Source organism: Microbacterium sp. (genome assembly GCF_046295495.1).
In the GTDB taxonomy this organism is placed as follows: Bacteria; Actinomycetota; Actinomycetes; order Actinomycetales; family Microbacteriaceae; genus Microbacterium.
In genome coordinates, this window is sequence record NZ_JBKBNC010000074.1 from 1 (window position 1) to 5,574 (window position 5,574).

Sequence of the window (5,574 nt, forward strand, 5' to 3'; positions counted from 1 at the left end):
GCTCGCCGCCGCGCGGCATGCCGGGCGCTGCGCCCGGCGCTCCGGCGCCGCGGCGCGCGAACCGCTCGGCTCAGCTGCGCTGCAGCCGGTAGCGCAGGGCCGCGAGCTCGGCGCGCAGGGCGGCCGGCAGGTGCGAGCCGAAGGTGTCGTAGAACTCCTCGGTGAGGTCGGCCTCGGCCAACCACGAATCCCGGTCGATCGCGAAGAGCTCGTCGAGGTCGGCCGCGGGGAGGTCCAGGCCCGACAGGTCGAGGTCGTCGGCCTTCGGCAGGCGTCCGATCGGGCTGTCCACGGCATCCACCTGACCGTCGACGCGACGGATGATCCAGTCGATCACGCGCGCGTTGTCGCCGAAGCCGGGCCAGAGGAAGCGGCCGTCGTCGCCCTTGCGGAACCAGTTGACCTGGAAGATGCGGGGCGCGCGGTCGAAACGGAGCTTCTGACCGACCTTCAGCCAGTGGCCGAAGTAGTCGCCCATGTTGTAGCCGCAGAAGGGCAGCATCGCGAAGGGGTCGCGGCGAAGCTCGCCGACCGTCCCCTCCTGCGCCGCGGTCTTCTCGCTCGACACGGTCGAGCCGAGGAAGACGCCGTGCGACCAGTCGGTGGCCTCGACCACGAGCGGCACGTTGGTGGCGCGGCGACCGCCGAACAGGATGACGTCGAGCGGCACGCCCTCGGGCGCCTCCCAGTCCTCGGCGATCTGCGGGCACTGCGCGGCGCCCACCGTGAAGCGGGAGTTGGGGTGCGCGGCGGGGCGGCCCGACGCCGGCGTCCAGGGCTTGCCCTCCCAGTCGGTGAGGTGAGGAGGCGCCTCGTCGGTCAGCCCCTCCCACCACACGTCGCCGTCGGGGCGCAGCGCGACGTTGGTGAAGATCGTGTTCCCCCAGAGCGTCTCGATCGCGGTGACGTTGGTCGACTCCCCCGTACCGGGTGCGACGCCGAAGAAGCCGGCTTCGGGGTTGATGGCCCACAGGCGTCCGTCGTCACCGGGGCGGATCCACGTGATGTCGTCGCCGAGGGTCTCCACGCGCCAACCGGGGATCGTCGGGCGCAGCATCGCGAGGTTGGTCTTGCCGCACGCCGAGGGGAAGGCGGCCGCCACGTGGTACGCCTTGCCCTTCGGATCGATCACGCGGATGAGCAGCATGTGCTCGGCCAGCCAGCCCTCGTCACGGCCGATGACCGAGGCGATGCGCAGCGCGAAGCACTTCTTGGCCAGGATCGCGTTGCCGCCGTAGCCCGAGCCGAACGACCAGACCTCCAGGGTGTCGGGGAAGTGCACGATGTACTTCTCGTCGTTGCACGGCCACGCCACGTCCTCCTGACCCGGCTCGAGCGGCGCGCCCACCGAATGCACGGTCTTGACCCAGGGGGCGCCCGCGGCGATGAGCTCGGTGACCGCCGTGCCGACGCGGGTCATGACGCCGATGGATGCCACGGCGTAGGCGCTGTCGGTGATCTGCACGCCGATGTGGCTGAGGGGGCCGCCGACCGCTCCCATGGAGAACGGCACGACGTACATCGTGCGCCCGCGCATCGACCCGGCGAAGACGCCGTCCAACGTCGCGCGGATCTCGTCCGGAGCGATCCAGTTGTTGGTGGGGCCGGCATCCTCCTCGCGCTCCGAGGCGATGAAGGTGCGCGACTCCAGGCGGGCGACGTCGCCGGGGTGCGAACGGGCCAGGTACGACCCCGGGCGCCACGCGGGGTTGAGCTTGATGAGCGTGCCCTCATCGACCATCTCGCGCAGCAGCGCGTCGTTCTCGGCGGCCGAACCGTCGACCCAGTGGATGCGGTCGGGCTGGGTGAGGGCGGCGACCTGGTCGACCCAGGCGGTGAGGGCGGCGAGACCCGGGCCGTCGACGGCGGGGCGGGCGCCGTAGCCGGGGCGGACAGCGGGGGCGGCGGGCGCTGCGGTGCGCGAGGCGGAGCTGGAGATGTCGGCGAGTGCCATTGTCGTTCTCCTCGATTGAGAGCGAATTCGGTGGTCTTCCCCCATGGTGGCCGCTGTCACGCGGTTCTTATCGTCGGTTTTTGCTGTAAGAATCTCTTTTCTTTCGATATGGTCAAGGAATGGCCTCGTCGTTCGAGCTGACCACCCTGGGTCACCGCATCCGCCACCACCGTCTCGCGCGGGGCTTCACGCTCGACGAGCTGGGGGCGCTCGTCGGCGTCGCCGGGAGCCAGCTGAGCCTCATCGAGAACGGCAAGCGCGAGCCCAAGCTCTCCCTCCTGCAGGAGATCGCCCGCGCGACCGAGACCGAGGTCACCGAGCTCCTCTCGCGCGAGCCCCCGAACCGGCGGGCGGCTCTGGAGATCGAGCTCGAGCGGGCGCAGACCAGTCCGTTCTTCCGTCAGCTCGGCATCCCCCCGGTCAAGGTGACCAAGGGCACCAGCGACGACACGATCGAGGCCGTGCTCGGCCTGCATCGCGAGCTGCAGCGCCGAGAGCGCGAGACGATCGCGAGCCCGGAGGAGGCCCGTCGCGCCAACACCGAACTGCGCCTGCGCATGCGCGAGACGGCGAACCACCTGCCCGACATCGAGCGCCTCGCCGAGAAGCAGCTCAGGGCGGCCGGGCACTCGACGGGCGCACTGACCCACCGCACGGTGAGCATCATGGCCGAGCAGCTCGGCTTCGAGCTCATCTACGTCAGCGACCTGCCGCATTCCGCCCGCTCGGTCACCGACCTCGAGAACGGGCGCATCTACCTGCCCCCCGCGTCGATCCCGGGCGGCCACGGCCTGCGCTCGATGGCGCTGCAGGCGATGGCGCACCGCCTGCTCGGTCACCGCCCGCCGACCGACTACGCCGACTTCCTGCAGCAGCGGCTCGAGATCAACTACTACGCCGCGTGCTGCCTCATGCCCGAGACGGGCGCCGTCGCCTTCCTCGCCCAGGCGAAGAAGGACCGCAACCTGGCCGTCGAGGACTTCCGCGACGCCTTCGGAGTGACGCACGAGGCCGCCGCGATGCGCATGACCAACCTCATGACGACGCACCTCGGCATCCGTCTGCACTTCCTGCGGGTGGACGGCGACGGCGCGATCTCGCGCGTGTACGAGAACGACGGGCTGCCCCTGCCGACCGACGTCACCGGTTCGGTCGAGGGCCAGGTGGTCTGCCGCAAGTTCTCGGCGCGCTCCGCGTTCGCCGAGCACAACCGCACCACGGAGCACTACCAGTACACCGACACCCCCGCCGGCACCTTCTGGTGCTCGACGCAGACGGGCACCACGAGCGACGGGGACTTCTCCATCACCGTCGGCGTGCCCTTCGACGACGCCCGGTGGTTCCGCGGGCGCGAGACGCCCAAGCGCGGCGTCTCGCACTGCCCCGACGAGTCGTGCTGCCGCCGCCCCGACACCGAGGCCGCACAGCGCTGGCAGGGCAAGGCGTGGCCGAGTGCACGCGTGCACCGGCACATGTTCTCGCCGCTGCCCCGCGGCATGTTCCCCGGCGTCGACGACGCGGAGGTCTTCGCGTTCCTGGACCGGCACGCGGGCGACTGACGCGGGGCCTCCGGGGAGTCCCACATCCGTCCCCTCTGTCGACACAACGCAGGAATTCTGCTCGACGAGGGCACCCACGGGCCAGATGGGCCACCGGAGGACAGGATCTCCTGCGTTGTGTCGCGGACGGCGCGCCGCGTGCTCGGCGCGGCTCCGGCCGCGCCGAGCAACTCCGGGCCGCGGCATCCGTCAACGTCAGCCGACACAACGCAGGATTTTCGACCGCCGAGGGCTTGCAGGACGCCGGATGGGCCGCCCGAGGACAGCATCTCCTGTGTTGTGTCGCGGGATGGCGGGGAGAACGACGGATGCCACGACCCCCGGGCCCTCGCGGGGCGTCGGGGGTCGTGGCATCCGCTGTCTCAGGCGTAGGGGTTCGCCGTGAGCGTGTACTTCGTCTGCAGGTACTCGTGGATGCCCTCGTCGCCGCCCTCGCGGCCGAGGCCCGACTGCTTCCAGCCGCCGAAGGGGGCCGCGGCGTTGGAGACGACGCCGACGTTGAGGCCCATCATCCCGGTCTCGAGGCGGTCGATCATGCGTTGTCCGCGCGCGAGCGACTCGGTGAAGACGTACGAGACGAGGCCGTACTCGGTGTCGTTGGCGAGGCGGACCGCGTCGTCCTCGTCGTCGAAGGGGACGATGGCGAGCACGGGTCCGAAGATCTCCTCGCGCAGGATGTCGCTGCCCGGCTGCACGTCCGACACGACGGTCGGCTCGAAGAACGTGCCGGGGCCGTCGACGGGAGATCCGCCGGTGGTGACCGTGGCGCCGCGCTCGACGGCATCCCCCACGAGCGTCTTGGCCTTGTCGACGGCGCGGTCGTCGATGAGGGGTCCGATCTGCACGCCCTCCTCGGTGCCGCGGCCGATCCTCATGCCCTGCACGCGCTCGGTGACGCGGCGGGTGAACTCCTCGACGACCGAGCGCTGCACGATGAAGCGGTTGGCCGCGGTGCACGCCTGGCCGATGTTGCGGAACTTCGCGAGCATCGCTCCCTCGACGGCCTTGTCCATGTCGGCGTCGTCGAAGACCACGAAGGGGGCGTTGCCGCCGAGCTCCATCGAGGTGCGTAGGACCCCGGGAGCAGCCTGCTGCAGCAGCTTCACCCCGACGGGGGTGGAACCGGTGAACGACAGCTTGCGCAGGCGCGGGTCGGAGATGATGCGCTCCGACACGGGGCCGGTGCTCGTCGTCGTGACGACGTTGACCACGCCCGCCGGCAGGCCGGCATCCTGCAGGATCTGGGCGAAGAACAGAGTGGTCAGGGGGGTGAGGGTCGCGGGCTTGATGACGACCGTGCACCCGGCGGCGAGCGCGGGGGCGATCTTGCGGGTGGCCATCGCGAGCGGGAAGTTCCACGGGGTGATGAGGTAGCAGGGGCCGACCGGGTGCTGCGTGACGACCATGCGGCCGGTTCCCTCGGGATTCGCGCCGTAGCGGCCCTGGGTGTGGGCGGTGACCTCGCTGAACCAGCGCAGGAACTCCCCGCCGTATCCGACCTCGCCGCGCGCCTCGGCGAGCGGTTTGCCCATCTCGAGGGTCATCAGCAGCGCGACGTCTTCCTTGCGCTCCTGCAGCAGGTCGAAGGCGCGGCGGAGGATCTCGGCGCGCTCGCGGGCGGGGGTCGCCGCCCATGACGGGAACGCCTCGGCGGCGGCATCCATCGCGGCGACGCCGTCGGCGACGGAGGCGTCGGCGATCTCACGGATGACGTCGCCCGTGGCGGGGTCGTTCACGGCGACGGTCTTGCCGCCCTCGGCCGCGCGCCACTCCCCGTTGATCAGCAGACCGGTGGGTACGGATGCCAGCAGCTCGCTCTCGCGCGGATCGGTCATGTGTCCTCCTGGATCGGTGCGGGGTTCCCCGCCCATTCTTCTCAGCACCGGAAGCGGTGCCGATATACGTCGTGTACAAACGGTGTTCCGCGGTGGCCGCCGCGGCGGGGGCCTGCGCGATTGCGTGCCGTCGCCGCCTCGCCGCCCTCAGGCATAAACGCGGCGCGCGCGGGCGCCGATCCGGCGACGGCGCCCCCGTGCGCGGGCGCGGGCGCGGGCGGGGGCG

Annotated in this window: 3 protein-coding genes; 1 reads left to right on the plus strand and 2 read right to left on the minus strand. The window is 71.0% G+C overall.

Annotated elements, in window-relative coordinates:
- Positions 1-70: 70 nt before the first annotated feature.
- Complete coding sequence (locus tag ACK4LS_RS14465) at positions 71-1,954, minus strand: phosphoenolpyruvate carboxykinase (GTP) (RefSeq protein WP_409718723.1); 1,884 nt, start codon at positions 1,952-1,954, stop codon at positions 71-73.
- Between the two features lie 119 nt (positions 1,955-2,073).
- On the opposite strand from ACK4LS_RS14465, the gene ACK4LS_RS14470 reads away from it, so the two are divergent.
- Positions 2,074-3,513, plus strand: coding sequence for a helix-turn-helix domain-containing protein (locus ACK4LS_RS14470; protein ID WP_409718726.1), 1,440 nt, complete (start codon positions 2,074-2,076; stop codon positions 3,511-3,513).
- A gap of 362 nt (positions 3,514-3,875) precedes the next feature.
- Here the strand turns inward: ACK4LS_RS14470 and ACK4LS_RS14475 are convergent, their stop codons facing one another.
- On the minus strand, positions 3,876-5,348 hold the full coding sequence (locus ACK4LS_RS14475) for an NAD-dependent succinate-semialdehyde dehydrogenase (protein WP_409718729.1): 1,473 nt from the start codon (positions 5,346-5,348) through the stop codon (positions 3,876-3,878).
- Positions 5,349-5,574: the final 226 nt, after the last annotated feature.